The 24,837-nt window shown below is 64.5% G+C and carries 27 protein-coding genes; 9 read left to right on the top strand and 18 right to left on the bottom strand.

Annotated elements, in window-relative coordinates:
* Positions 1-74 precede the first annotated feature (74 nt).
* Genes F615_RS0101450 through F615_RS0101435 form a run of 4 tightly spaced genes read left to right on the top strand, consistent with a single transcriptional unit; the run spans position 75 to position 2,751 of the window.
* On the top strand, positions 75-641 hold the full coding sequence (locus F615_RS0101450) for a peptidylprolyl isomerase (protein ID WP_026329930.1): 567 nt from the start codon (positions 75-77) through the stop codon (positions 639-641).
* Between the two features lie 3 nt (positions 642-644).
* Positions 645-1,139, top strand: coding sequence for a peptidylprolyl isomerase (locus F615_RS0101445; RefSeq protein ID WP_019559395.1), 495 nt, complete (start codon positions 645-647; stop codon positions 1,137-1,139).
* Positions 1,140-1,144: 5 nt separating this feature from the next.
* Positions 1,145-1,957, top strand: coding sequence for a UDP-2,3-diacylglucosamine diphosphatase (locus F615_RS0101440; protein WP_245558303.1), 813 nt, complete (start codon positions 1,145-1,147; stop codon positions 1,955-1,957).
* A gap of 5 nt (positions 1,958-1,962) precedes the next feature.
* Positions 1,963-2,751 (top strand): M90 family metallopeptidase, encoded by a 789-nt coding sequence (locus F615_RS0101435; protein ID WP_033370845.1) that lies wholly within the window; start codon positions 1,963-1,965, stop codon positions 2,749-2,751.
* A gap of 58 nt (positions 2,752-2,809) precedes the next feature.
* Here the strand turns inward: F615_RS0101435 and clpA are convergent, their stop codons facing one another.
* Positions 2,810-5,116, bottom strand: coding sequence for an ATP-dependent Clp protease ATP-binding subunit ClpA (gene clpA, locus F615_RS0101430; protein ID WP_019559392.1), 2,307 nt, complete (start codon positions 5,114-5,116; stop codon positions 2,810-2,812).
* On the bottom strand, positions 5,113-5,472 hold the full coding sequence (clpS, locus tag F615_RS0101425) for an ATP-dependent Clp protease adapter ClpS (RefSeq protein ID WP_026329929.1): 360 nt from the start codon (positions 5,470-5,472) through the stop codon (positions 5,113-5,115). The genes clpA and clpS overlap by 4 nt, the downstream gene beginning before the upstream one ends.
* 186 nt (positions 5,473-5,658) lie before the next feature.
* Here clpS and F615_RS20685 point away from each other — a divergent pair, with 186 nt between their 5' ends.
* On the top strand, positions 5,659-5,973 hold the full coding sequence (locus F615_RS20685; protein ID WP_019559390.1) for a cold-shock protein: 315 nt from the start codon (positions 5,659-5,661) through the stop codon (positions 5,971-5,973).
* A 173-nt stretch (positions 5,974-6,146) separates the two neighbouring features.
* On the opposite strand, the gene icd is transcribed toward F615_RS20685, so the two are convergent.
* The 3 genes from icd to hemN all read right to left on the bottom strand — a co-directional run bounded on the left by icd (position 6,147) and on the right by hemN (position 9,640).
* The gene (gene icd / locus F615_RS0101415; protein WP_019559389.1) at positions 6,147-7,400 is read right to left on the bottom strand and encodes an NADP-dependent isocitrate dehydrogenase; all 1,254 of its coding nucleotides are present in this window, start codon (positions 7,398-7,400) and stop codon (positions 6,147-6,149) included.
* Between the two features lie 139 nt (positions 7,401-7,539).
* Positions 7,540-8,220: a sulfite exporter TauE/SafE family protein gene (locus tag F615_RS0101410; RefSeq protein ID WP_019559388.1), complete on the bottom strand. Its 681-nt coding sequence runs from the start codon at positions 8,218-8,220 to the stop codon at positions 7,540-7,542.
* 13 nt (positions 8,221-8,233) lie between these two features.
* Positions 8,234-9,640 (bottom strand): oxygen-independent coproporphyrinogen III oxidase, encoded by a 1,407-nt coding sequence (hemN, locus tag F615_RS0101405; protein ID WP_019559387.1) that lies wholly within the window; start codon positions 9,638-9,640, stop codon positions 8,234-8,236.
* 267 nt (positions 9,641-9,907) lie between these two features.
* On the opposite strand from hemN, the gene fnr reads away from it, so the two are divergent.
* Positions 9,908-10,627 (top strand): fumarate/nitrate reduction transcriptional regulator Fnr, encoded by a 720-nt coding sequence (gene fnr / locus F615_RS0101395; protein ID WP_019559385.1) that lies wholly within the window; start codon positions 9,908-9,910, stop codon positions 10,625-10,627.
* Between the two features lie 16 nt (positions 10,628-10,643).
* On the opposite strand, the gene F615_RS0101390 is transcribed toward fnr, so the two are convergent.
* The 9 genes from F615_RS0101390 to F615_RS17515 are packed head-to-tail and all read right to left on the bottom strand — an operon-like array spanning position 10,644 to position 18,545.
* On the bottom strand, positions 10,644-10,880 hold the full coding sequence (locus tag F615_RS0101390; RefSeq protein WP_033370843.1) for a hypothetical protein: 237 nt from the start codon (positions 10,878-10,880) through the stop codon (positions 10,644-10,646).
* A gap of 49 nt (positions 10,881-10,929) precedes the next feature.
* Entirely contained in the window at positions 10,930-11,220 is a 291-nt protein-coding gene (locus tag F615_RS0101385; protein ID WP_156824501.1) for a hypothetical protein, read from the bottom strand.
* 26 nt (positions 11,221-11,246) lie between these two features.
* Positions 11,247-12,755: a cytochrome c oxidase accessory protein CcoG gene (gene ccoG / locus F615_RS0101380; RefSeq protein WP_083932360.1), complete on the bottom strand. Its 1,509-nt coding sequence runs from the start codon at positions 12,753-12,755 to the stop codon at positions 11,247-11,249.
* The gene (gene ccoP / locus F615_RS0101375) at positions 12,736-13,650 is read right to left on the bottom strand and encodes a cytochrome-c oxidase, cbb3-type subunit III (RefSeq protein WP_019559381.1); all 915 of its coding nucleotides are present in this window, start codon (positions 13,648-13,650) and stop codon (positions 12,736-12,738) included. The genes ccoG and ccoP overlap by 20 nt, the downstream gene beginning before the upstream one ends.
* Positions 13,651-13,662: 12 nt before the next feature.
* Positions 13,663-13,800 carry a CcoQ/FixQ family Cbb3-type cytochrome c oxidase assembly chaperone gene (locus tag F615_RS0101370; protein ID WP_026329926.1) on the bottom strand — a complete coding sequence of 46 codons (138 nt, stop codon included), beginning with the start codon at positions 13,798-13,800 and terminating at the stop codon, positions 13,663-13,665.
* 16 nt (positions 13,801-13,816) lie between these two features.
* Positions 13,817-14,446 carry a cytochrome-c oxidase, cbb3-type subunit II gene (gene ccoO / locus F615_RS0101365; protein ID WP_019559379.1) on the bottom strand — a complete coding sequence of 210 codons (630 nt, stop codon included), beginning with the start codon at positions 14,444-14,446 and terminating at the stop codon, positions 13,817-13,819.
* 30 nt (positions 14,447-14,476) lie between these two features.
* Positions 14,477-15,928, bottom strand: a complete 1,452-nt coding sequence (gene ccoN, locus F615_RS0101360) for a cytochrome-c oxidase, cbb3-type subunit I (protein ID WP_019559378.1) — start codon at positions 15,926-15,928, stop codon at positions 14,477-14,479.
* A 28-nt stretch (positions 15,929-15,956) separates the two neighbouring features.
* The gene (gene ccoS, locus F615_RS17520) at positions 15,957-16,157 is read right to left on the bottom strand and encodes a cbb3-type cytochrome oxidase assembly protein CcoS (RefSeq protein WP_019559377.1); all 201 of its coding nucleotides are present in this window, start codon (positions 16,155-16,157) and stop codon (positions 15,957-15,959) included.
* Between the two features lie 9 nt (positions 16,158-16,166).
* Positions 16,167-18,545: a heavy metal translocating P-type ATPase gene (locus F615_RS17515; RefSeq protein ID WP_156824508.1), complete on the bottom strand. Its 2,379-nt coding sequence runs from the start codon at positions 18,543-18,545 to the stop codon at positions 16,167-16,169.
* A 79-nt stretch (positions 18,546-18,624) separates the two neighbouring features.
* Between F615_RS17515 and F615_RS0101345 the strand changes: the two genes are divergently transcribed.
* Positions 18,625-19,119: a DUF192 domain-containing protein gene (locus tag F615_RS0101345; protein ID WP_019559375.1), complete on the top strand. Its 495-nt coding sequence runs from the start codon at positions 18,625-18,627 to the stop codon at positions 19,117-19,119.
* Between the two features lie 3 nt (positions 19,120-19,122).
* On the opposite strand, the gene F615_RS0101340 is transcribed toward F615_RS0101345, so the two are convergent.
* The 4 genes from F615_RS0101340 to xseA all read right to left on the bottom strand — a co-directional run bounded on the left by F615_RS0101340 (position 19,123) and on the right by xseA (position 23,386).
* Positions 19,123-20,583: a sensor histidine kinase gene (locus tag F615_RS0101340; RefSeq protein ID WP_026329925.1), complete on the bottom strand. Its 1,461-nt coding sequence runs from the start codon at positions 20,581-20,583 to the stop codon at positions 19,123-19,125.
* A 4-nt stretch (positions 20,584-20,587) separates the two neighbouring features.
* Entirely contained in the window at positions 20,588-21,283 is a 696-nt protein-coding gene (locus F615_RS0101335) for a response regulator (protein WP_026329924.1), read from the bottom strand.
* Between the two features lie 107 nt (positions 21,284-21,390).
* A complete protein-coding gene (locus tag F615_RS0101330) occupies positions 21,391-21,972 on the bottom strand; it encodes a superoxide dismutase (protein WP_019559372.1) in 582 nt (193 codons plus the stop codon).
* 115 nt (positions 21,973-22,087) lie between these two features.
* Positions 22,088-23,386 carry an exodeoxyribonuclease VII large subunit gene (xseA, locus tag F615_RS0101325; RefSeq protein WP_033370867.1) on the bottom strand — a complete coding sequence of 433 codons (1,299 nt, stop codon included), beginning with the start codon at positions 23,384-23,386 and terminating at the stop codon, positions 22,088-22,090.
* Between the two features lie 363 nt (positions 23,387-23,749).
* Here xseA and F615_RS0101320 point away from each other — a divergent pair, with 363 nt between their 5' ends.
* Together F615_RS0101320 and F615_RS0101315 are read left to right on the top strand one after the other, a co-directional pair.
* Entirely contained in the window at positions 23,750-24,376 is a 627-nt protein-coding gene (locus F615_RS0101320) for a MotA/TolQ/ExbB proton channel family protein (protein ID WP_019559370.1), read from the top strand.
* A gap of 26 nt (positions 24,377-24,402) precedes the next feature.
* The gene (locus tag F615_RS0101315) at positions 24,403-24,828 is read left to right on the top strand and encodes an ExbD/TolR family protein (protein ID WP_019559369.1); all 426 of its coding nucleotides are present in this window, start codon (positions 24,403-24,405) and stop codon (positions 24,826-24,828) included.
* Positions 24,829-24,837 lie beyond the last annotated feature (9 nt).

Raw genomic sequence — 24,837 nt, 5'->3', positions numbered from 1 at the left:
CGCCGGCCGGCCTGCCCCCCATGCCGGGCAGAACGACAATCCAACCCAGAGACGCACACATGGAGGTCTTCAAGATGATGCAACGCTGCTTCGCCTGGGGAGCGGCTTGGGTTCTCAGCGGCATTCTCGCCTTGCCCGGCTGGGCTCAAACGGTACGCCTGTCGACCACCCACGGCGACATCGTGATCCAACTCGACGCAGCCCAAGCCCCCAAAACCGTCGAAAACTTCCTGGGGTATGTGCGGGCCGGCCACTATGACGGCACGATCTTCCATCGTGTCATCGACGGCTTCATGATCCAAGGCGGTGGCTTCACACCCGACATGGTCCAAAAGCCGACACGGGCGCCGATTCCGCTGGAGTCGCGCAATGGCTTGAGCAACCTGCGCGGCACCATTGCGATGGCCCGAACGATGGACCCGAATTCCGCCACCGCGCAGTTTTTCATCAACGTCAAGGACAATCCCTTCCTCGACGCGGCCAACGCGCCGGACCGCCAAGGCTATGCGGTGTTCGGCCGCGTGGTCGCGGGCATGGACGTGGTCGACAAGATCAAGGCCGTGCGTACCACCAACAAAGGTCCTCACCAAAATGTCCCGGTCGAACCGGTGATCATCCGTCACGCCACTGTGGAGAAATGAATCATGGCCGTTGAACTGCACACCAATTTCGGGGTGATCCGCATCGAGCTCGATGCGGAGAAAGCCCCTTTGTCGACCGCGAATTTCTTGAGCTACGTGCGCAAAGGCCACTACGACGGCACCGTGTTCCATCGCGTCATCGATGGCTTCATGATCCAAGGCGGCGGCTATGCCCCCGGCATGAAGCAAAAGGCCACCGATGCGCCCATTCGCAACGAAGCAAACAATGGCCTGAAAAATGACAGGTACACCCTGGCCATGGCGCGCACCTCGGACCCCCACTCGGCCACGGCTCAGTTCTTCATCAACGTGGCCGACAATGACTTCCTGAACTTCAAGTCCGAAACGCCTCAAGGCTGGGGTTATGCCGTGTTCGGCAAGGTCGTCGCCGGCACCGACGTGGTCGACAAGATCAAGAGCGTGCGCACCGGTCGACGGGGCTTTCACGACGACGTGCCCATTGATGACGTGGTGATCGAGAAAGCCGTCGAAGTCTGACCCCCTTGACCGCCCCCACCCTGCGCTCAGCACCGTTGCCGCAGCCCGTGCCGGAGCTGCACGCCCCGTCGCACTGGACCGCGATCGACATCCTGTCCGACTTGCACCTGCAAGCCGGGCTGCCGGCCACGATGGCGGCCTGGGCACACCATCTCCACACGGCGCCGGTCCAAGCGGTGATCCTGCTGGGCGACGTGTTTGAGCTGTGGGTCGGTGACGATGCCGCCGAAGCCGGCAGTTTCGAAGCGCACTGCGCCGCCTTGTTGCAAGAGGTGTCGCGCACCAAAGCGCTGTACTTCATGCCCGGCAATCGTGACTTCCTGGTCGGCCCGGACTTCCTGGCTCGCAGCGGCGTGCAAGCCCTGTCCGACCCCACCGTGTTGGTGGCTTTCGGCCGGCGCTGGCTGCTCAGTCATGGCGATGCCCTGTGTCTGGACGACGGCGACTATCAGGCTTTCCGCCGCCAAGTGCGCGATCCGGCCTGGCAGCAAGCGTTTCTGGCGCAACCCTTGGCTCAGCGCCGCGCCGTGGCCACCCGTATACGTGCCACCAGTGAACGTCGCAAACGCGAACAAGGCTTCGACGGCTATGGCGACCTAGACCCCGCGGCCACGCTGCAGTGGTTGCGTGCATGCCAGGCCCACGCCCTCATTCACGGCCACACTCACCGCCCGGGCGATCACCCCCTTCCCGATGGGCGACTGCGTCACGTGTTGTCCGATTGGGATTTCGATGATCCCCACCATGCCCCACGAGGCGAAGTGCTGCGCCTGCAAGCCGAGGGCCTGCGGCGCGTGACCGTCTCGGTCCCACGCTGACGGTCATGGCTGCATGGTGGTGGCAACGGTGGCGATCACGTGTGGAAGCGCGTGCGCTGGCGCGCCGCGCCATTCCCGAGCCCTTGTGGGCCCATACCCTGGCACGCTATCCCTTTCTGGCCGAACGTTCCGCCGAAGACCTCGCCGCCCTGCGCCGGATGGCCACGCTGTTTCTCGATCGTAAAGAGTTCTCGGGTGCCAACGGGCTGGTCGTCACCGACGAGATGGCCGTTGCGATCGCCGCGCAGGCCTGCCTGCCGGTGCTGCACCTGGGCTTGCAGGTCTATGACGATTTCGTCGGTATCGTGGTGCACCCAGCCGAGGTGGTGGCTCACCGCGTGGTGACCGATGAGGACGGGGTGGTCCATCATTACGACGAAGTGCTGGCCGGCGAGGCCATGGAAGGCGGACCGGTGATGCTGTCCTGGGCCGATGTGTCCGAGGCTGGCGAGCTGGCTCAGTGGGGCTACAACGTCGTGATCCACGAATTCGTCCACAAGCTCGACATGGCCGATGGTCAAGCCGATGGCATGCCGCCCCTGCCCGATCGGGCGGCCCGTCGGCAGTGGCGCTCGGTGATCGAGCCAGCGTATGAAGCGTTCTGCCGCGACGTCGATCAGGGACTGGACACCTTTCTCGACCCCTACGGCAGCGAATCCCTCGAGGAATTTTTCCCAGTGGCTGCCGAAGCATTTTTCGTGGCAGCCAGCGACTTCCGGCGCCACCATCCCGAGCTCTACGGTTTGTTCAGCGGCTACTTCCGCCAGGATCCGGCAGCACAAACGGTGGGCTAAAGACAGAACGGGCCCCGCTGGGACCCGTCTTTGGAAGCCCCCCCCAGCGGGCGAGGCATCAAGCCGTGGCCGGTTCGGCCTTGGGCTTGTCGCTCCTGCGATGGGGCTGAATGTCCAGCACCACCTCGCCTTTGTCGTCCAGATCGACCACCAGGCGCCCGCCGTCGACCAAACGGCCAAAGAGCAACTCGTCCGCCAGAGCCCGCCGGATGGTGTCCTGAATCAGGCGCTGCATCGGCCGCGCGCCCATCAAGGGGTCGAAGCCCTTCTTCGCCAGGTGCTTGCGCAGCGCATCGGTGAACGTGGCCTCGACCTTCTTCTCGGCCAGCTGGCTTTCCAGTTGCAGCAGGAACTTGTCGACCACCCGCAAGATGATCTCTTCGGTCAACGGCCGGAAGCTGACGATGGCGTCCAGGCGATTGCGAAACTCGGGCGTGAACAGCCGCTTGATTTCGGCCATCTCATCGCCGGCTTCACGGGTCGTGGTGAAACCGATGGTCGCCTTGCTCATGGTCTCGGCGCCCGCATTGGTCGTCATGATGATGATGACGTTACGGAAGTCGGCCTTGCGACCATTGTTGTCGGTCAAGGTGCCATGGTCCATGACCTGCAGCAGCACGTTGAAGACATCCGGGTGCGCTTTCTCGATTTCGTCGAGCAGCAGCACCGCGTGTGGCTTTTTCGTGATCGCTTCGGTGAGCAAACCACCTTGGTCGAAGCCGACATAGCCCGGAGGTGCGCCGATCAAGCGGCTCACCGCATGACGCTCCATGTACTCGGACATGTCGAAGCGGATCAGCTCGATGCCCAGAATGTAGGCCAACTGCTTGGCCACTTCGGTCTTGCCCACGCCGGTGGGCCCCGAGAACAGGAACGAGCCGATGGGTTTGTCGGGTTTGCCCAAGCCCGATCGCGCCATCTTGATCGCCGCGGCCAAGGCGTCGATGGCGGCATCTTGCCCGAAGACCACGCTCTTGAGGTCGCGATCGAGATTTTTCAGCTTGGAGCGGTCGTCGCTGCTGACACTGGCCGGGGGAATTCGTGCGATCTTGGCCACGATTTCCTCCACCTCGGCTCGGGTGATGGTTTTCTTCTGCTTGCTCTTGGGCAGGATGCGCTGCGCCGCACCGGCCTCGTCGATCACATCGATGGCCTTGTCCGGCAGGTGGCGGTCATTGATGTACTTGGCCGAAAGCTCGGCCGCGGCTTGCAAGGCGCCAAGCGCATACTTGACGCTGTGATGCTCCTCGAAGCGGGATTTCAAGCCCTTGAGGATCTCCACGGTCTGCTCCACCGAGGGTTCGACCACATCGATCTTCTGGAAGCGCCGCGACAAGGCCGCATCCTTCTCGAAAATGCCACGGTATTCGTTGAAGGTCGTGGCCCCGATGCACTTGATTGCACCGGAACTGAGCGCCGGCTTGAGCAGGTTGCTGGCATCCAGCGTGCCGCCGGAGGCCGCGCCAGCACCGATCAAGGTGTGGATTTCATCGATGAAAAGGATCGCATTGGGCTGGTCTTTGAGCGCCTTGAGCACCCCCTTGAGGCGCTGTTCGAAGTCGCCGCGGTACTTCGTGCCCGCCAGCAACGCCCCCATGTCCAAGGCGTAGACGGTGGAATCGGCCAGCACCTCGGGCACCTCGCCTTCGGTGATGCGCCAGGCCAATCCTTCGGCAATGGCCGTCTTGCCCACCCCGGCTTCGCCCACCAGCAAGGGGTTGTTCTTGCGGCGGCGGCACAGCACTTGAATGACCCGCTCGACCTCGTGCTCACGGCCAATGAGCGGGTCGATCTTGCCATCTCGGGCGAGCTGGTTGAGATTCTGGGTGAACTGCTCCAGCGGCGATCCCTTGCCTTCGGCCTCGTCCCGTTCGGCCTCGCCGTTGGCCGCCGGCCCCTCGCTGGGCTTGGCCGGCTCGGGCGGATCGGACTTTTTGATCCCGTGGGCAATGTAGTTCACCACGTCCAGGCGCGTGACCCCCTGCTGATGCAGGTAGTAGACGGCATGGGAGTCTTTTTCCCCGAAGATCGCCACCAACACATTGGCACCGGTGACTTCCTTCTTGCCGCTACCGGTGGACTGCACATGCATGATCGCGCGCTGGATCACGCGCTGAAACCCCAAGGTGGGCTGGGTGTCGACCTCGTCGGTGCCGCCCACCGTCGGGGTGTTTTCCTTGATGAAGTTCGTCAGGTTCTTGCGCAAATCCTCGATGTTGGCCGCGCAGGCCCGCAGCACCTCGGCCGCCGACGGATTGTCCAGCAGGGCCAGCAACAGATGCTCCACCGTGATGAACTCGTGGCGCTGCTGGCGCGCCTCGACGAACGCCATGTGCAGGCTGACTTCAAGTTCCTGGGCAATCATGCGGCCTCCATAATGCACTGCAAAGGATGCCCCGCGCGGCGCGCGGCGGCAAGCACCATTTCCACTTTCGTCGCGGCCACATCCTTGGTGTAGACCCCACACACGCCCCGACCTTCGTGGTGAATCTTCAGCATGATATGCGTGGCCGTTTCCAGGTCGCGGTGAAAAAATTCCTGTAAAACCATCACGACGAACTCCATCGGTGTGAAGTCGTCGTTGAGCATGACCACTTGGTACATGCGAGGCGGCTCGACCCGGGAGGCCTGGCGCTCGGCAACGACTGAGCCCTGGCCGTCGTCCGGCCGCGGCCGACCGGGCGGCTGAGATGAAGGCGGATTCGTCGCGTTTCGGGACATGATTTCATTCTATCGAGTCCCGGCCTCCGTGGTGTCGCCTCGCCCATCCCCCCGCGCTCATCGAGGCATCCTGCTCACACATCCTGCTCACATTTGGAGACAAACCCGAGCGCGTCCAGCCTTGACAAGGCTCGAACGCCAAACTGAAAATTTTCTGACAAAAGTAGCAATCCGAGGGGGAGCCTCATGGGCGTCGGCACGGTCAAATGGTTCAATGATGCCAAGGGTTTCGGGTTCATCGAGCCCGAAGGTGGCGGTGGCGACGTGTTCGCCCATTTCACCGCCATCCAGATGGAAGGGTTCCGCACCCTCAAGCAAGGCGCCCGGGTGGCTTTCGATCTCGTCCAGGGCCCCAAGGGCCTGTTGGCGCAGAACATCCAGCCGCTGGATCCGCCGCCCAAGCGCGGCGCGCTCCAGGCGCTGCAAGCCAACTTCCCAGCCTCGGAATCCCGTCCCCACACGTCCCGGCATCAGGGCAGCGCCTCCCGGGCCGGGGACTGAGCCGCCCTTCCCCCGGGCGCCCGCCTGCCAGCTCGCAGGGCGCGTAGTGCGCGATTGCCTCTCTTCGCCTCGCCCCATTAGAGACAAGGCCCCCACCCCCTGGATCGGGTGGAGGCCCTGGGGCGCCCAGCCGGGTCTCACGTGCGCACGGGGCGCACGGCTCACATATTTACTTACATGTGGTCGATCATGACCTGGCCGAAGCCGGAGCAGCTCACCTGGGTGGCCCCGTCGAGCAAGCGGGCAAAGTCGTAGGTGACTTTCTTGCTCAGGATGGCTTTTTCCATCGAGCTGATGATCAGATCAGCGGCCTCGGTCCAGCCCATGTGGCGCAACATCATCTCGGCCGAGAGGATCTCCGAACCCGGGTTGACATAGTCCTTGCCCGCGTACTTGGGCGCCGTGCCGTGGGTGGCTTCGAACATGGCCACCGAATCGGACAGGTTGGCGCCGGGCGCGATGCCGATGCCGCCCACCTGGGCTGCCAAAGCGTCGGAGATATAGTCGCCGTTCAAATTGAGCGTGGCAATCACGGAATATTCGGCCGGGCGCAGCAAAATCTGCTGCAAGAAGGCGTCGGCTATCGCATCTTTGATCACGATGTCCTTGCCCGTCTTGGGATTTTTGAACTTGCACCACGGGCCACCGTCGATGGGTTCGGCGCCGAATTCCTTCTGCGCCAGGGCATATCCCCAGTCACGGAAAGCCCCTTCGGTGAACTTCATGATGTTGCCCTTGTGAACCAGGGTCACCGAGGGTTTGTCGTTGTCGATGGCGTACTGGATGGCTTTACGCACCAGGCGCTCGGTGCCTTCGCGCGAGACCGGCTTGATGCCGATGCCCGAGGTCTCGGGGAAGCGGATCTTCTTGACCCCCATCTCCTTCTGCAGGAAGGCGATGACCTTCTTGGCCTGCTCGGACTCGGCAGCCCATTCGATGCCAGCGTAGATGTCCTCCGAGTTCTCGCGGAAGATCACCATGTCGGTCTTCTCGGGCTCTTTCAGCGGCGAGGGCACCCCTTTGAAGTAGCGCACCGGACGCAGGCAGACGTACAGGTCGAGCTCCTGCCGCAGGGCCACGTTCAGCGAGCGGATGCCACCGCCGACCGGAGTGGTCAAGGGGCCTTTGATGGAGACGACGTACTCTTTGAGCACTTGCAGCGTTTCGTCGGGGAGCCAGACATCGGGCCCGTACACTTTCGTCGACTTCTCACCGGCATAGATTTCCATCCAGTGGATCTTGCGCTGGCCCGCATAGGCTTTGGCCACCGCCGCATCGACCACTTTGATCATCACGGGCGTGATGTCGAAGCCGGTGCCATCGCCCTCGATGTAAGGGATGATCGGGTTGTCGGGCACGTTGAGCGAGAAGTCTTTGTTGACGGTGATCTTCTGCCCGCCCTCGGGCACCTTGATGTGCTGGTACATGTCGCAAGCTCCGCGCAAAACCGAGTGAAAACTCAGGGTGAGAGATTGTTTTAGACGAACGATTCTAAGGCAGTGCAGGCCGTGCCCACGGCCGCTTGCGGGGGGGCCGGCGCATCGTCCAGGCGCCAATCGCACAGCCTCATCGACACACCGGTGCGCCAAAGTTCATCCACAGGCCGTGCCCCAGGGCCCAGGCGGAGCTGGCGGCCAGGATCGCCCCGGCGGCACGGACCACCCAGGTGCCCCGCCACCCGGCGTCCGCCCCGCGCAGGCGCTGCCATGTCAACGCCAGGGCCTGCAAGCCCACGGCCGACGCCAGCGCGAAGACCAGCATCACCGCAGCCCCTTCGGCCATCGAGTTGCCCAGGGCCGCCACCATCAAGGCCGAATACAACAGCCCACAGGGCAGCAGCACCCACATCAGCCCGGCCACCAGGGCGCTGGCTGCGCCCTGCAGCGGCCAGCGCCGCAGGGGGGCTTGACGCAGACGCTGCCAGACGTGGTGGGCCAGCGCGTCGAGCCAGTGCGGCTGGCGCCCCCGCCACAGCAGGCTCAGCCCCAGGGCGATGACGGCCACATGGAACATGGCCCAGAAGGGTTTGAGCACGCTCAGCTGCGCCGCCGCCCATTGCAGGGACTGCAGGGCGCCGGCAGCCACTGCACCGGCCATTCCATAGCCAAGCAAGCGCCCGGCCTGGAACGCCCACCCACGGGTTCCCGAGCGACCGAGGGCCAGTGTGGCAGCGCCGCACATGGCGGTGCAATGCAGGCTCCCGGCCAGGCCCATCAATCCCGCACTGAGCAGCAAGGCCGCGTTCATCGTCCGTTCATCGTCAAATGATGCGGGAGAATCGCTCGCGGCTGCGCTCGGCCTGCAGGTATTTGTCGAAGACCATCGCGATGCCCCGCACGACGTACCAGCCCGACGGCGTCACATACAGGCCATCGGGCTCGATGCGCAGCAGCCCGTGCGCGGCCAGGGGTTCGAGCTGCGCCATTTCGGCCGCGAAGTAGTGGCGGAAGTCGATCAGGTACGACAGTTCGATGGACTCGAACGCGACCTGCCCTTGACACATGAGGGCCATGATGACGGCGCGGCGCACCAGGTCATCGCGCGTGAGTGCCAAGCCTCGGGCCACAGGGAATTGCCCTTGGCGCAGGGCGTCGTAATACTCGGGCAGGGTTTTGACGTTCTGGCTGTAGTGACTGCCCACCCGGCCGATCGCTGACACACCCAAGGCAATGAGGTCGGCATCGGGTTGGGTGCTGTAGCCCTGGAAGTTGCGGTGCAGTCGGCCTTGGCGCTTGGCCACGGCCAGCGCATCGTTGGGCAAGGCAAAGTGGTCCATGCCGATGTAGTCGTAGCCGGCCCGAGCGAAGCTGGCAATGGCCGCCGACAACATGGCCAGCTTGTCGGCAGGTCCGGGCAGCTCGCTGGCATCGATGCGCCGCTGAGGCTTGAATCGCGCTGGCAGGTGCGCATAGCCGTACAAGGCGATGCGGTCCGGCCGCAACTGGCCCATGAGCTCCAGCGTGCGGGCAAATGAGGTCGCCGTCTGTCGTGGCAACCCATAGATCAAATCGGCATTGACCGATTCGATGCCCAGCTCGCGCGCCTGCTCGATCAAACGAGCCACGCTGTCGAAGGACTGCACGCGGTGCACCGCCTTTTGCACGTCGGGATCGAAATCCTGCACGCCCAGACTGATGCGATTGAAACCCAGCGACACCAGATGGGACAAGCGCTGCGGCGAGACGGTGCGAGGATCGACTTCGATGCTGTATTCCCCGCCGGGCACCAACCAGAAAGAGGTTCGCAAGACCTGCATCAGCCTTGCGAGTTCCTCGTCGGCAAGAAAGGTCGGCGTGCCGCCCCCGAGGTGCAGCTGGCTGACCGGCTGGTCGCGCCCCAGGACATCGACGTACAACGCGATTTCACGTTCCAGGGCCTCGAGGTATTGGCCCGCCCGCTCGTGATGGCGGGTGATGATCTTGTTGCACGCGCAGTAGTAGCACACCGACTCGCAAAACGGGATGTGCACATACAAGGACAAGGCCGCAGCGCGTCCCCCGACGGCCCCCACCCCACCGGCGCGCTGAGCCAGGGCCTGCGCGAGTTGCGCCGGCCCAAAGGCTTCGACGAATCGGTCTGCCGTCGGATAAGAGGTGTAGCGGGGCCCCGGAACGTCGAAGCGCTGTAAGAGTTCGGGGGCGATCGGCAAGGCGGGATCGTGCGTCATGGGGGCACTGTGCCAGAGCGATCGGCTGACGACTTGATCTTGCTCAAGACCCTGTGCAGAACGCTCCTGAACAATCGGCACATTGCCTGAGGAGCCTGCACCATGCCGTTCGACACGCCCTCCGACGCCAGCCTGGCCCCCCTGTGGGCCCCCTTGGCCGCCTCGACCCAGCCTCCGGCACGGCCGGCCCGCGCAAGCCTCACCCCTCCGATCGTCTCCCAGGACGCGCAAAGGTCCATAATGGACCTCAAGGAGAAGCCGACGCGCATGCTCAAACTCGATTCCCTCAAAGTGGCTTGCTCGAGCTGCAATCTGCGCGAACTGTGCCTGCCCGTGGGCCTGTCTCGCTCCAATCTCGAGAAGCTGGATCAGATGGTGGCCTCGCGTCGCAGCGTCAAACGCGGCGAGGCCTTGTTCCATGCGGGCGACCCGTTCCAGTCGTTGTACGCCGTGCGCACGGGGTTTTTCAAGACCCGGGTGTCTTCGGAGGACGGACGCGACCAGGTCACCGGCTTCCAGATGGCTGGGGAGTTGTTGGGGCTGGATGCCATCAGTCAGGACCGCCATACCTGCGATGCGGTGGCGCTGGAAGACTCTCAGGTCTGTGTGATTCCCTACCATCGACTCGAAGAGCTGTCGCGCGAGTTCACCGAGTTGCAGAGTTCGTTTCACAAGATCATGAGCCGCGAGATCGTGCGCGACCATGGTGTGATGCTGCTGCTGGGTAGCATGCGTGCCGAGGAACGCCTTGCCGCCTTTTTATTGAACCTCACGCAGCGCCTGCAGGCGCGCGGTTTTTCGCCCTCGGCGCTGATCCTGCGCATGACCCGCGAGGAAATCGGCAGCTACCTCGGCTTGAAACTAGAGACCGTCAGCCGCACGTTCTCGAAATTCCAGGAAGACGGCTTGCTCGAAGTCAAGCAGCGACAGATCCGTATCTTGAATGAGGACGGCTTGCGCCGCCTGGTCAACAACAGCACCTGCTGAACCGCTGGCGCCCAACTCAGGCATCATCTCGCTGCGGCGGGTGCGCCAGCAGGTGCATCGTCACGCCGGCCAGGATGAAAGCACCCCAGAAGAAAAAGAAGGCCAACGAATAGACCGCCGTGACCGACAGCTCGATCGGAGCCCCTCCGATCCAATGCAGCTCCTGGGGGTCGACCATCGCGAAGACGACCGTCTCGACGACGCCGGCCATCAAAAAGGCCGGCCAGAGGATACTCATCCAAGGCAGTTTCATCGCAGGTGAGCCTCGACGGACCAAGACGAAGGTGGCGCCGCGTGCCGTCTCATTCACCCCGGCCGGTCAGGGCCGAGGCTGGCGTGGCACTGTGGTTGCGAGCCTGTTGCGCAGGCAGCCAACTCCGCTCGGAGGCCGCGCCTGCGCCGGAACGGGTCGCCGCGGCGGAAACGGCGCTACGCTGCAGCACGGGATCGGGATGCCGGATCGCCAGCGTGATGGTCACGACACAGGCGGCAATCACCGCCGCGGGGGCGCCCAACACCAGCCACATCATGGGCTCACGCCACCATGGCGCGCCGGCTCGTTGGGCAAGAGACAGATTGGCAGGTCGGCTCATGGCAGGGGTCTCCCAAGGGTTGCCGCTCAACGCGGCACCAAGAAGGTGGATCGTTCGAGCACGCGATGCTCGGTCTGGCCGCCCTGGGGCAAGCGGTCGATACGAAACTCGATGGGATGGGTATGCCCTCGCAAGGGCTCGGCGTGCTGCGGCGGCAACTGGACGCGCACCACCACCCAACGCGAAGCGGCAGGTTCGACCTCGACTTGAGACTCGGAGGCCAGGCGCAAACCCTCCAGCCCCGAGACGCCGATGCGGTATCGCTCAGGCTGCTCCAGCGCATTCATGATTTGCAAACGATAGACGTTTTCGACGTAGCCATCCTCGACGATGCGCGCCAGCGCCCCGCGGTCGCGGATGACGTCCACTTTGAAGGGGCTGCGCAGCACCAGGCTGCCGACAAAAGCCGCACCGATGAACGCAAGGATGGCGGTGTAGACGAGCACCCGTGGGCGCAGCACCCGCTTGAACATCTGTGCTCGCGTCCAGCCATGGCTCATGCCGTTCTGTGTGGAATAGCGGATCAGCCCACGCGGATAGTTCATCTTGTCCATCACGCCGTTGCACACATCGATGCATGCGGCGCAGCCGATGCACTCGTATTGCAAGCCGTTGCGGATGTCGATGCCGGTAGGACAGACCTGCACGCACAAGCTGCAGTCGATGCAGTGGCCCAGTCCGAGTTGCTTCGGATTGGCTTTGCGGGGGCGGGAGCCGCGGGGTTCGCCGCGCGTCGCATCGTAGGTGATGATCATGGTGTCCCGGTCGAACATCGCACTCTGGAAGCGCGCATAGGGACACATGTACTTGCACACCTGCTCGCGCAGGTAGCCGGCATTGCCATAGGTGGCCAAGCCGTAGAACAAAATCCAAAACCACTCCCAGGGCCCCAGGCCCAGTGTCAGCGCTTCCGCGCCGAGTGTCTTGATGGGAGTGAAGTAGCCGACGAAGGTGAATCCGGTCCACAGACCGATGGCCACCCATGCGACTTGCTTGGCCGTCTTGCGCCACAGCTTTTGGAAGGTCCATGGGCCTTGATCGAGTCGCATGCGTGCGCTGCGGTCGCCCTCGATCTTGCGCTCGACCCACATGTAGATCTCGGTGTAGACCGTCTGCGGGCAGGCATAACCACACCACAGTCGCCCCCCGACCGCTGTGAACAGAAACAATGCGTAGGCGCAAATGACGAGCAACGCCGTCAGGTAGATGAAGTCCTGCGGGTAGAGCACCAAGCCGAAGATGTAGAAACGCCGCGCCGCCAGGTCGAAGAGCACGGCCTGGCGCCCGTTCCACTGAAGCCAAGGCAGCCCATAGAAGACGAGTTGGGTGAGCCACACCAGCGCCCAGCGCCACGCCGCAAACCAGCCATGGACGGCGCGGGGGTAGATCTTCTGCTGCTTCTGATACAGAGACACCGTCTGGCCCGCCGCATCACCGTTGTCTGCGGCGGCGGGCCGCAGGGCAATGATCTTGGATTCGGTACGGCTCACCGGATGGCTCCATTGACGCGCACGCTCAGCGTGCCTGCCCCGCATCCGGGTGCGACAGACCCCAAACGTAGGCGGCCAAGACGTGGATTTGCGACTCGGTGAGTTTGCCGGCATGCGGCGGCATGACGTTGGTCTTGCCGTTGTTGATGATATGCATGATGGCCTGCTCTCCCCAACCATGCAGCCAAATGCGGTCGGTCAGGTTGGGAGCGCCCATCGAGGGGTTGCCCTTACCGTCCTGGCCATGGCAAGCCGCGCAGGCACCGAACTTGGAGCGGCCCAGTTGGGCGGCGATCGGATCGTGCGGGCTGCCCGACAGGCTCATCACGTAATGCGCCACGTTGCGCACGTTTTCACCCCCGCCGATGGCCTGGCCCATCGGCGGCATCACTCCAGTGCGTCCTTGTGCAATGGTGGTTTTGATGTCCTCGTGTGTGCCACCCCACAGCCAGTCTCCATCGGTGAGGTTGGGAAATCCGCGACCGCCTTGCGCGTCGGAGCCATGGCATTGAGCACACCAGTTCAAGAACAGACGCTCGCCGATACCCATGGCCCGCGCATCAGCCACCAACTGCTCGGCCGTCTTGCCTTTGAACTGTTCGTACAAAGGTTCGAGCTGAGCCTGTGCCTTGGCCATTTCCTTGTCGTATTGGCTTGCCTGGGACCATCCCCAGCGGCCTTGATAGCTGCCCAGCCCAGGGTAGAACACCAGGTAGATGGCGGAAAACACAACGGTGATGACGAACAGCCCCATCCACCAGCGCGGCAGCGGGTTGTTCAATTCCTTGAGATCTTGGTCCCAGACATGACCGGTGGTGTTGTCGTTGGCCATGATCTTGCGCTTGGACGCCACGATGAGCAGCAACAAGCATGCGATCAAGCTCAGGATGGTGGTGACGGCGATGAAGATCGACCAGCCGTCATGGAAGAAGTCGCTCATGGTGTGCTCGGGCTATTCAGATTGGAAGGGCAGGCGGGCCGCTTCGTCGAAGCGCTCTCGGTTACGGCGGGCATAGGCCCAGCCGCAGATGCCGATGAAGATCAGCAACGACACCACCGTCACGATGATGCGCAGGTCGTTCACATCGATGTCCATCGTCTGTCCCTCACTTCATGGCAGTGCCAAGCACCTGCAAGTAGGCGATCACGGCATCCATCTCGGTCTTGCCTTTGAGCTCGTCGGGGGACTTGGCAATCTCCTCGTCGCTATACGGCACGCCGAGGCGACGCAGCGCACGCATGCGGGCCACGGCGTCTTGAGGATCGAGCACGGTCTTGGCCAGCCAAGGGTACGCGGGCATGTTGGATTCGGGCACCAGATCGCGCGGGTTGATCAGGTGGATGCGGTGCCATTCGTCGCTATAGCGGCCACCGACGCGGTGCAGATCCGGTCCGGTGCGCTTGCTGCCCCATTGGAAGGGGTGGTCATAGACGAACTCGCCGGCGGTGGAATACGGTCCGTAGCGCAGCGTCTCGGCACGGAAGGGCCGCACCATTTGCGAATGACAGCCATAGCAGCCTTCGCGGATGTAGATGTCGCGCCCCACCAGTTGCAGCGGGGTGTAGGGTTTCAGCCCCTCGACGGCTTGGGTCGTGGATCGTTGGAAGAACAGCGGCACGATCTCGACCAGGCCACCGATCGACACCACCAAGATGATCAGCAGAATCATCAAGAAGTTGTTGGTCTCGATCTTCTCGTGGGTGAACAAGCCAGGCTTGTTGTAGGAATCAGCCATGATGAGTCCTCGTAATCTGGGATCCCAGCCTCAAGCCGTCGCGGGCTTCATGGCCGGGATGGCCACTTCAGTCGCGCGGCCGCTGCGCACGGTCATGGCCACGTTCCAGGCCATCACGCCCATGCCGGCGAGGTAGAGGATGCCGCCCAGCAGTCGGATGACGTAAAAGGGATAGGTGGCCTTGACGCTTTCGACGAAGCTGTAGGTGAGTGTTCCGTCGGGGTTGATGGCGCGCCACATCAGGCCTTGCATGACGCCGGCGATCCACATCGCGGCGATGTAGAGCACGATGCCGATGGTGGCAATCCAGAAGTGCAGCTCGATGGCGCGCACGCTGTGCATCTGCTTGCGCCCGTACAGGCGCGGCACGAGGTAGTACAGCGACCCCATGGTGATCAGTCCCACCCAGCCCAATGCGCCGGAGTGCACATGCCCGACCGTCCAGTCGGTGTAATGGCTCAGAGCGTTGACGGTCTTGATCGACATCATCGGTCCCTCGAAGGTGCTCATGCCGTAGAACGACAGGGACACGATCAGGAACTTCAGGATGGGATCGTCGCGCAGCTTGTACCAAGCCCCCGAGAGGGTCATGATGCCGTTGATCATGCCGCCCCAGCTGGGCGCCAGCAGGATCAGCGAGAACAGCATGCCCACGCTTTGCGCCCAGTCCGGCAGCGCGGTGTAATGCAGGTGGTGGGGGCCTGCCCACATGTAGGTGAAGATCAAGGCCCAAAAGTGCACGATGGACAAGCGATAGCTGTACACCGGGCGCTCGGCCTGCTTGGGAATGAAGTAGTACATCATTCCCAGGAAGCCCGCGGTCAAAAAGAAGCCCACGGCATTGTGGCCATACCACCATTGCACCATGGCGTCTTGCACGCCGGCGTAGGCCGAGTAGCTCTTCATGAAGCTGACCGGCATGGCCGCACTGTTGACCAAGTGCAGCAAAGCCACGGCCAGGATGAAGCCCCCGAAGAACCAATTGGCCACGTAGATGTGGCGCACTTTGCGGATGCCGATGGTGCCAAAGAACACCACCGCGTAGGCCACCCATACCACGGTGATGAGGATGTCGATCGGCCATTCGAGCTCGGCATATTCCTTACCGCTGGTGTAGCCCATGGGCAATGAGATGGCCGCCGCCACGATGACGGCCTGCCATCCCCAAAAGGTGAAGGCCGCCAATTTGTCGGAGATCAGCCTCACCTGGCAGGTGCGCTGCACCACGTAGTAGCTGGTGGCAAACAACGCACTACCGCCGAAGGCGAAAATCACGGCATTGGTGTGCAGCGGACGCAGGCGGCCATAACTGAGCCAGGGGATGCCGAAATTCAACTGTGGCCAGGCCAGCTGGGCGGCGATCCATACGCCCACCAGCATCCCCACCACGCCCCAGACGATGGCGGCGATCGCAAACTGCCGAACCACGGTGTCGTTGTAGTTCACCGCCGAAGCGGCGGAGAACGTCGATGACGAAGACATGTCGCCTCTCTCCTGGAAGTCAGTCAGGTCATTGTTCCGGATGCCTGCGCACCGAACCTTGATCGTCGTCAACGGAGTTCTCGTCGGACAGCGCATCGTCCCAAAGGATGCGCTCGCCCTCGCGTTCCATGTTGTCGAACTGGCCACTGTGCAAGGCCCAGGCAAACAAGCCCAGGATCAACAGCACCAGCACGACCGACAGCGGCACGAGCAAAAACAGGATGTCCATGGCTGGCCTTCAAGCGCCAGGGGTGGCGGTCAGCGGTGCGCTGCCCAAGGCCGCCGCCGGATTGCCGGCCGGAAAGTCGCCACGGCTCAAGCGCCAGGCATTGGCCACCACGAGCACGGAGCTGGCGGCCATGCCCAGGCCGGCCAGCCAGGGTGGCATCCACCCCAGGGCGGCCAAGGGGATGCCCAGGGCGTTGTAGGCGGCTGCCCAGCTCATGTTTTGACGGATGATGCGAACCGTGCGTCGCGCCATCGTCCAAGCGGCCACGACATCGGACAGGCGGCTGCTCATGAGCGTGATGTCGGCCTGGGCTCGCGCCAACGCGGCCCCCTGCCCCATGGCCAAGGAGGCATCGGCCTGAGCCAGCACCGGGCCGTCGTTGAGGCCATCGCCCACCATAGCCAGCTTGCATCCTTGGGCTTGGACCTGATGCACGTAGGCCAGTTTGTCCTCGGGCGAAGCGCCGCCTCGCCAGTGATCCATGCCCAGACGGCGGGCCAAGGCCTCGACAGCTTCGGGGCGGTCGCCCGACAGCAACACGGTTTGCACGCCTTGTGCACGCAATGCAGCGATCGTGTCATGGGCCTGGGGCCGTAGGCGCTCGCTGAATTCGAAGCGAGCCAGCACGGCGCCATCGACGCTCAACCACGCTTCCGGCCCCAAGGACGCCGGGGGGTGAGCGCCGGCGCGTGCATCGCCAGCGTCCGTCGCATGGCTGAATGAGCCCAAGCGCCAACACCGCCCCTGCGCGTCGCGCCCCTCCAGCCCGCGACCGGCCCATTCGTGCACCTCGTGCACGGGGGCAAGGCCACCCTTGGGCGCGGCGGCTTCGACCACCGCCCGCGAGACCGGATGCAGCGAGGCCTGGGCCAGAGCCGCCGCATGGGCCAGAAGCTGATCCCGCGACCACCGCGCATCGAGAACCTCGCATTGCTTCAGCTCGAGACGGTCTTCGGTGAGCGTGCCGGTCTTGTCGAACACGAACACCCGGGCCTCGGCCAAGGCCTCCAGCGCCTGGAGGCGCTGCAACAGCACTCCGCGGCGAGCCAAGGCACCGGCGGCGCTCAGCAGAGCCGATGGCGTGGCCAGAGACAAAGCACATGGGCAGGTGACGATGAGCACGGCCACAGCCACCCAGAGGCTGCGGCTGGGATCGATGAACGCCCAGACGAGCGCACACAGGGCCGCCGCCAGCAGCACGGCCCACAGAAACGGTGCAGCCATGCGGTCGACGGCCTGCACGAAGGCTGGACGCTCGCTGGCTGCACGCTGCATCAACTCGACGATGCGCGCATAGCGGGTGTCACGCCCCACCCGCTCGACGCGCACCCACACGGGAGCCGAAAGGTTGAAGCTGCCGGCCACCACCGCTTGCCCTGGCCCGCGCCATTGCGGGGTGGACTCCCCGGTGAGCAACGCCTCGTCCACCCAGGCACTGCCGGCCTCGATGCGCCCGTCGGCCGGAAACGCCTGGCCAGCGCGCACCCGCACCCGGTCTGAGGCTTGCAGGCGCGAGATCGGCAGTGTCTCGATGTGGCCCTCGGCCGATTCGCGCTCCACGGTCTCGGGCAGTCGCTGCATCAAGGACTCCAGCGCGGCCGCCGTGGCGCTGTGGGCGCGCAGCACCAGGTAACGCCCCACCAGCAGGAAGAAGACGAACATGGTGAGCGAGTCGAAGTAGACCTCCTGGCCGAACGGGCCGCCGGGGTCGAAGGTCGCGCCGGTGCTGGCGATGAAGGTCACGACGATGCCCAGCGCCACCGGCACGTCCATGCCGATGCGACGCGCACGCAGATCGCGCCATGCGCCCTGCAGAAATGGCCCGGCGGCAAACAACAGGACCGGGATGCTCAGCAGCCAGCTCGCCCATTGCAGCAAGCGCCAGATGTCGGCACTCATGTCCTGGCTGCCACTGGGGGCCACCCCGTAGGTGGGCACCGCATACATCATCACCTGCATCATGCAAAAGCCAGCGACGAACAGCCGCCACAGCGCCTGGCGCTGTTGGCGCCGCCGGTCGGCTTCGGCTTGCGCCGACAAGGCCGGATAGGCACGGTAGCCGGCCTTCGCCACGGCATGGGCGATGTCCGAGGCTCGCACTTGCGCCGGATCCCACAGGACACTGGCCCGGCGCGAGATGGGATGGACATCGGCTTGCAGCACTCCGGGCAGACGCAACAGAGCTTCTTCGATGTGCACCGAGCAGGCCGCACAGTACATGCCCTCGACGATGAGCACGGAGCGCCGGCGCGCTGCACCACCGGTCGGATCGGGCACCTCCTGGGTGAAGCGCGCCTGCTCCAGCGGGTCGTCCCAAGCCACGGCCTCGGCGTCGGACGGGGCGCAGGCGGCAAGCTCGGCTCGGGCGGGGGGGTGGGCGCTGGGCATCGCGGCAAAATCCATACCCGACGGGTCGACATCGGCCGCGGGCGCACGGAGAATCTAGCCTCCAGCCTTCCAGAGCACCATGATCCAGATCAAGTCATCAGCCTTGCCCAGCCGCCTCACCACGTTGCGTCGCGGCATGACCATGGGTCTCGTCGGTCTGACTTGGGCCCTGACCGCCTGGGCCCAAGAAGCCGCCCAGAAGCTGCCCAGCGTGCCCTTACGCGCGGGATTTCATGCCATCTCCGCCGAAGTGGCCCGCACACCGCAGCAGCGCGCCATCGGCTTGATGCATCGCAAGGAACTGGCTCCTCATGAGGGCATGCTCTTCGTCTTCGAGACGGCCGCGGTGCAGTGTTTCTGGATGAAGAACACGCTGATTCCGCTGTCGATCGCCTTCCTGGCCGATGACGGACGCATCGTCAACATCGCCGACATGCAGCCGCAAACGCTCGATTCGCACTGTTCGGCCGAGCCGGTGCGGCTGGCGCTGGAAATGAACCAAGGTTGGTTCGCCCGGCGCGGCATCACGCCGGGGATGCGCATTCAAGGTGGGCCCATCGGGCCGGCGCGCTGACCCTCACGTCTCGTGGGAGCGGGGGCTGACCGAGGGCAGCCACACCCGAAAGCTCGTGCCGTCGAACTCGGGACGGCTGCGCAGCTCGATGCGTCCGCCCATGGCCAGCACCACGTCTCTGACGATCGTCAAGCCCAATCCGCTGCCTTGCACGCCCCGCGTGTCGGATCGCTCGGCCCGCCAGAATGGCTCGAAGACGTGCTCGCGCTGATCCGCCGCAATGCCGGGGCCGTCGTCACACACTTCGATGAGCAGCCCGTCCGGCTCGGCCTGCACGCTCAGACGCACATGAGCGCCGCCGTGGCGCAGCGCGTTGTCCAGCAAGTTGGCCACCACCTCCCCCAGCCACAAGGGATGGACCCGGGCATGACAGGGCTGTGCAGGCAGCTGCAGGTCGAACTCGCGTCCTTGACGGCTGGCCTGCAGCGCCAAGGGTTCGGCCGCCTCGCGCACCGCGGCGATGACATCCACCGGCTCGAGGGTCGCCAGTTCATGACGCAAAGCGGATTCCGATCGCGCGAGATTGAGCAGTTGGGAGACCAAGCGCCCCATGCGCTCGGTGCTGGCCACCAGCTCACGCAATAGACCGGCTGCCGAGCCGCCGCCGTGCTGCCATTCGTGCTGCAGTTCCTGAGCGAGCACGCGCACCCCAGCCACCGGGGTGCGTAGCTGGTGGGCGGCGTCGGCCACGAAGCGCCGTTGCTGCTGAACGGCGCGCTCGACATTGGCCAGCAGCACATTGATGCGCTCGATCAGCGGCACGGCCTCGGCTGGCACGCCCTGCAAGGGCAGCGGTCGCAAGTCGCGTGGATCGCGCGCCTCCACGGCCGCCGCCACCCGTCGCAAAGGGGCCACCCCGCGACGAATGCCCCAGTGCAGCAAGCCGAAGGTCAACAAGCCCAGCGCCACCGTCGGCAGCAGCACGGCGACTTGAATCTCTCGCTCCAGCTGCTGTCGCCGCCGGCGCGTCTCGACCACGACGATGGACACCACCCGATCGAGCATGGGCGAACGAATGGAGTACACCGCCCCTCGCACGGGCTCACCCAGATAACTGGCATCGAACAGCTGAGGCTGCGTGAAGCTGGCGTCGATGTTCTCTGGCATGGGCAGGTCGCCCGAACCGGCCAGGATGTGGCCCATTTCATCGATCACCATGTAGGCGTTGCGGTCGGCACTGTCGCGCGCCAACAGCTGCTGGGCCTGTACGCTCAGCTCGAGCAAGGGGCCGCGGTCGGTCCAGTAGACCTGGGTGGCAATGGCCCCGGCCTCGTCCTGGAGCGTCTGGTCGTAGGCCGTGTCACCGGCGAATTGCGCGAGTTTGTAGGCCCCCCACGCGGCCACCAACGCCACCACCAGCCACATCCACATCAGCGGCCCAAGCAACTGGGCACGCAGGCTGCGACCGGCTTGCACCGCAGCCGCCGGTGCGCGATCGCCAAGCTCTTGCGCTGCGCGGCCCACGGTGTCAGGCCGGCGGCGGGGCGTCGGGGGCGGCCGCTTCGGTCTCCATCAGATAGCCAAAGCCGCGCACGGTACGGATCACCACGCCCAAATCGGCGAAGCGCTTGCGCAGTCGGTGGATATAGACCTCGACCGAATTCTCGCTGAAGTCGGTCTCCCAGCTGGACAGGGTGGAGACGATATGCTCTTTGGGCACCACCCGGCCCGCACGCGCCATCAACAGCTCGGTGAGCGCTTGTTCGCGGGGGCTGAGGTGCACCCGCTGGCCGCGGTAGCGCAGCTCGCGGTGGCGCACGTCCAGCTCGAGATCGCCCAGTACGAGGCGGTCGTCGATGCGTCCCTCGGCACGGCGCTGCAACGCACGCAAACGCGCCACCAGTTCAGGCACGTCGAACGGCTTGACCAAGTAGTCGTCGGCTCCGCCATCGAGGCCCTGTAGACGATCGGACAGCTCGTCACGAGCGCTGAGGATGAGCACGGGCAGATGCGCACCGCGGCTGCGCCAGGTGCGCAGCACGTCCATGCCGTCGCGACGGGGCAGCCCCAGGTCCAGCACCGCCAAATCGTATTGGTCGATCAACCCTTCGGCGCAGGCGGCCGCGCCATCGCCCAAGGTGTCCACATGCCAGCCTTCGCGCTGCAGCGCGCGGGCCACTCCCAGCGACAGCGCCGGGTCGTCTTCGACCAACAGGATTCTCATCGTCGTGCAAAGGGCAAGAAACGGGGGGACCAAGCCCCATATTGTGCTGCGTCAAGCGAAAGAGCCGGCACCAGGGCCGGCTCTTTTTCATGCCAGAGGCAACGACTTCAGGCGAAGTTGGCTTCGGCGAAGTCCCAGTTGACCAACGAGTTCAGGAAGGTCTCGACGAACTTCGGGCGCAGATTGCGGTAGTCGATGTAGTAGGCATGCTCCCACACATCGATCGTCAGCAAAGCCTTGTCGGCCGTGGTCAACGGCGTGCCGGCATTGCTGGTGTTGACGATGTCGACGCTGCCGTCGGGCTTCTTGACCAGCCAGGTCCATCCCGAGCCGAAGTTGCCCACGGCCGCCTTGCTGAAGGCTTCCTTGAAGGCGTCATAGCTGCCCCACTTGGCACGGATCGCCTCGGCCAGCTTGCCTTTGGGTTCACCGCCACCACCGGGCTTCATGCTGTGCCAGAAAAAGGTGTGGTTCCATATCTGAGCCGCGTTGTTGAACACGCCGCCGCTGGATTTTTTGATGATGTCCTCCAGCGACATCGACTCGAACTCGGTGCCTTTGATGAGGTTGTTCAGGTTCACCACGTAGGCGTTGTGATGCTTGCCGTGGTGGAACTCCAGCGTTTCCTTGCTGATGTGGGGCGCCAGGGCATCGATCGCATACGGCAGCGCAGGCAAGGTATGTTCCATCGTGTCGTCCTTTCGGTTCGTGGGAGATGTGATCAACGGGACTGATTCGAGGAATTGTAGGCACTCGAGCCGCGGTTCGCCGAACAAGGGGCTGACACCCGCGCGGCGCGCAAGGTCAGGGCTGGCGCTGGCGCACCTGGGTGACCAATCGACCGTCGGCCAGCACGGCGTGCACCGTCTCACCGACTTGGATCTGCCGCACCGAGACCAATGCCTGGCCCTGCGGGTCGGTGAGATAGGCATAGCCCCGCTGCAACACCCGCTGCGGATCGAGCGCCACCAACCGGGACTGCAGCGCAGCCAATCGTTGCGCTGCACTGTGGCAATGCACCTGCGCAGCGCGCACCAGACGCTGCGCCAGTGGGCCTGGGCGCTGGCGCGCCAGACGCAGATGCTGGGCAGGCGCGGCCGCCAGACGCTGCCCCAGCATGTCCAGCTGCGAGCGCCGGCGCGCCAACACCTGAGCGGGACGCACCAGGCGCAAGCTGGCGTGGTCCAGGCGTTGGGCCTGCTGCTCCAGCCGCCGGCCCATGCCCGCACGCAGACGGTGGGCCCAGCCTTCCAGTTCCGCCAGGCATTCATCGCGCGAGGGGGCCACCAGCTCGGCCGCGGCAGTGGGGGTGGGCGCCCGCAGGTCGGCAACGAAGTCGGCAATGCACACATCCGTCTCGTGCCCCACGGCGCTGACCACCGGGAGCGGACAGGCGGCAATCGCGCGGGCCAATTCCTCATCATTGAACGCCCACAAGTCTTCCAGTGACCCGCCGCCGCGACCGATGATGAGCACGTCGACTTCACGACGGCGCGCCGCCAGATCGAGCGCCTGCACCAGCTCTGAGGCCGCGCCATCGCCCTGGACCGACGCCGGGTAGACGATGACCTCGACATGCGGCGCGCGGCGGCGCAAGGCCGTGAGCATGTCGTGCAGCGCCGCAGCCGCCAGCGAGGTCACCAAGCCCACCCGGGAGACGAACCGTGGCAGCGGCCGTTTGCGCGCCGCATCGAACAGGCCTTCGGCCTCCAAACGCGCCTTCAGGCGCAGAAACTGCTCGTACAGCGCGCCCTGCCCGGCCGGACGCATGCTCTCGGCCACGAGCTGCAGGTCGCCTCGGGCGTCATAGACGGCCAGTCGACCGCGGATCTCGACGCATTGCCCTTCCCGGGGTTCGAAGTCGAGCATGGCCGCCGCCCGGCGAAACATCGCCCCGCGGATCAGCGCCGGCTCGGGCGACTCATCGTCTTTGAGGGCGAAGTAGCAATGCCCGCTGGGCGCGCGCGTGAAGCTGGACAGCTCGCCTTGCACCGTGACGGCGCCGAAGCGAGCCTGCAGCTGATCGGCAATGGCCCGCAGCAAGGCCGCCACCCGCCAGGGGCCACGCGGCCCTTGGCCGTGTGCCGCTTCGAAGAAGGACATGCGCTGCATTCCCAAGCTCGGCGCGGGGTTAAAACTCCACAGCCGCGCCAAACAAGGCTCGACGCGGTGTTGCGGCTGTCATCAGCACGTCACAACGTTCCAAGTCTTTGATTTCATTGAATTTTTTTGTGCTCATGAATGCAGCAATCCGTCAGAGGGCTTGTCGCAACGCCACTTTGCGAGCGCTGCCCCCGGGTTTCCCACAAAGTTATCCACAAGATTCGTGGATGACTGACCGTCGGCGCCACGAGACCGTCGCAGATGTGCAGCACCACACGGCCCCGCACGTGGTCATCGGCGCGCTTGGGGTCATAATCGCCCCCGTCGTGACCCTCGGACCCTCACCCGCGAGGAGGTAGCTCGTTGTTTTCGATCATACAAGCCGCCGGCTGGCCGATCTGGCCGCTCATTGCGTGTTCCATCGTGGCCCTGGCCTTGATCATCGAACGCTTGTCCAGCCTGCGCAGTTCGCGCATCGCTCCGCCCAAGCTGCTCGACGAAGTCCTGTCCGTCACCCGAGCCGGCCTGCCTGCGCCGGAGGTGGTCAACAAGCTGGCCGCCAGTTCGCTGCTGGGGCAAGTGCTGGCCGCCGGGCTGCGCAGTGTGATCAACGAGCCGCGCATCAGCGAATCCAATTTGCGCATTGCCTTTGAAACCGCCGGGCGTGCGGCCGCCCACTCGATGGAGCGCTATCTCAACACCCTGGGCACCATCGCCGCGGCCGCGCCCTTGATGGGGCTGCTGGGCACGGTCATCGGCATGATCGAGATCTTTGCCTCGCAAGGGGGCACCACCGGCGGCAATCCGCAGCAGCTCGCCCACGGCATCTCGATTGCGCTGTACAACACGGCGTTTGCGCTGATCATCGCGATTCCCTCGCTGATGTTTTACCGGTACTTCCGCGGCAAGGTCGACGAGTACGTGCTCGATTTCGAACAGGCCGCCGAGCGCATGGTGCCTCACTTGATGCGCTTCACCGCGCAGCGTTGAGTTCGCAAGGACCGGTCGTGAAGAAGATGAATTTCCATCACCGACGCCCGGAGGAGCCGGAGATCGCGCTCATTCCGTTCATCGATGTGCTGCTGGTGATCCTCATCTTCCTGATGCTCACGACCACCTATTCCAAGTTCGCCGAGCTGCAGGTGAACCTGCCAGTGGCCGACGCGCAGCCGCCGCGCCAACACCCCAAGGAAGTGATCGTCTCGGTCTCGGCCGATGGACAGTATGCCGTCAATGGCCGCCTGGTGGACGGCCGCGCCGTGCACTTGCTGGCCGCCGAGATGCGTGCCGCCGCCGGCAGCACCGAGGCCGTGGTGGTGATCTCGGCCGATGCCCACGCGGCACACCAAAGCGTGGTCAACGTGATGGATGCCGCGCGGCGGGCCGGCTTGAGCCAGCTGACCTTCGCCACCCGGCTGAGCGAGCCCTCTCGGGGGCGCTGAAGGTCGTCG

This window comes from Caldimonas manganoxidans ATCC BAA-369 (assembly GCF_000381125.1).
Taxonomy (GTDB): domain Bacteria; phylum Pseudomonadota; class Gammaproteobacteria; order Burkholderiales; family Burkholderiaceae_C; genus Caldimonas; species Caldimonas manganoxidans.
Note: the sequence above shows the minus strand (reverse complement) of the source record. Positions and strands in the feature narration are given on the sequence as shown.